This is a genomic window from Streptomyces sp. NPDC002690, assembly GCF_053592415.1.
In genome coordinates this window covers 1-1,233 of sequence record NZ_JBSFVR010000747.1, presented here as the reverse complement: position 1 = coordinate 1,233, position 1,233 = coordinate 1, and the positions used below count along the sequence as shown (strand labels likewise).

Genomic DNA, 1,233 nt, shown 5'->3' with positions numbered 1-1,233 from the left:
ACCGCCGTGACCATCCCGCCGAGCTGGGCGGCACGGATCGCCAGCGCACCACTGCCGGTACCGAGGTCCAGCACCTTCGCACCCGGCGCGAGGGCCTCGCGTTCGAGCGCCCGCATCAGCAAACGGGTGTCGTGCTGCGGTGCGTAGACACCGGGCAGAGTGAGGACGAACGGCGCGGCTGACGCCACATCGGTGGCCATCGGGGCTCCCTCGGGCGGAGAGACGGGCGGTCTGTCCCAGACTGGGGCGGAATCACTTCGGTCACCACTCGACGCCCCGCGTGGCGCGTTCCCGGCGGGCCTGCCCCCTCAGCGGGCCGGCCGGGCGCGCCAGCCGGCCAGCAGCCTCTCTCCGAGCCGTTCTTCCAGGAAACCGGTGGCGGTGATGCCGAACGCGACGTCGGCCTCCAGCTGCGGCTCGTCCGCCAGCAGACCCGCGACGACCTCGCGTCGGACCACCTGCTCGTGCACGGCGTCCGCCTCGACGTGCTCGGTGTAGAAGAACTCGGCCGAGGGCCCCGCCCCGGCGCGCCGCATCGCCTGCGCGAGGCGGCGCGAGGCGGGCGACGAGGTGATCTCCACCGCGGCGAAATGCCCCACCAGGGAGCCCCGCAGACGCCGGTGCAGCCCGAACAGCGACATCAGGTTGACCAGGGCCAGCATCTCGGCGTGGCCCTCGTCCAGATAGTGGCCGTAGGCGGTCTCCAGCCCCATGTCGGCCATCAGGCCGGCGAAGAGGCGCGCGTGGACGCGCTCGGCGCGCCCGGCACCGAACTCGTCGTACTCGATCGCGGCCATCCCCGCCTTGGCCCGCCCGCGGAGCCTCGGCAGCACCCAGGCGTGCGGATCGGCCTCCTTCAGGTGGTACAGCGACCGTTGGACGGCGTACTCGCGCACGTGCCGCAGCTCCCCGTGGTCCTTGAGGAAGTCCGACACCCCCTGGCCGTGCACCGGCTCCACCAGGAGCCCGGCCAGAACCTCTTCCAGCGGGTCGGTGCGCGTGGCGTCGCGGCGCAGCGCGGTCAGGAAGGACTCCTCGGCACCCCGGCGTACGGCCAGCAGCTCCGGGTCCCACTCCAGCGCCGGGTCCACCCCGGCGAACCCCCGGTAGTGCAGCTCGTAGCAGGCGTACAGCGCCAGATGGAGATCCTCGGTCGACACCACGCACGGCGCCGCCGGTTCGCTCGCCTTCCGCCGCGCCGTCGCGCCCGCCTACCTCCGGCGCAACCAGGAG

At 73.2% G+C, this 1,233-nt stretch carries 2 protein-coding genes; both read right to left on the bottom strand.

The features are described 5' to 3' along the window. The coding region (locus ACWD3D_RS37260; RefSeq protein ID WP_451465054.1) for a 50S ribosomal protein L11 methyltransferase at positions 1-200 on the bottom strand (200 nt) is incomplete at its 3' end. A 108-nt stretch (positions 201-308) separates the two neighbouring features. Next, the gene (locus tag ACWD3D_RS37255; protein WP_451465053.1) at positions 309-1,163 is read right to left on the bottom strand and encodes an iron-containing redox enzyme family protein; all 855 of its coding nucleotides are present in this window, start codon (positions 1,161-1,163) and stop codon (positions 309-311) included. Positions 1,164-1,233: the final 70 nt, after the last annotated feature.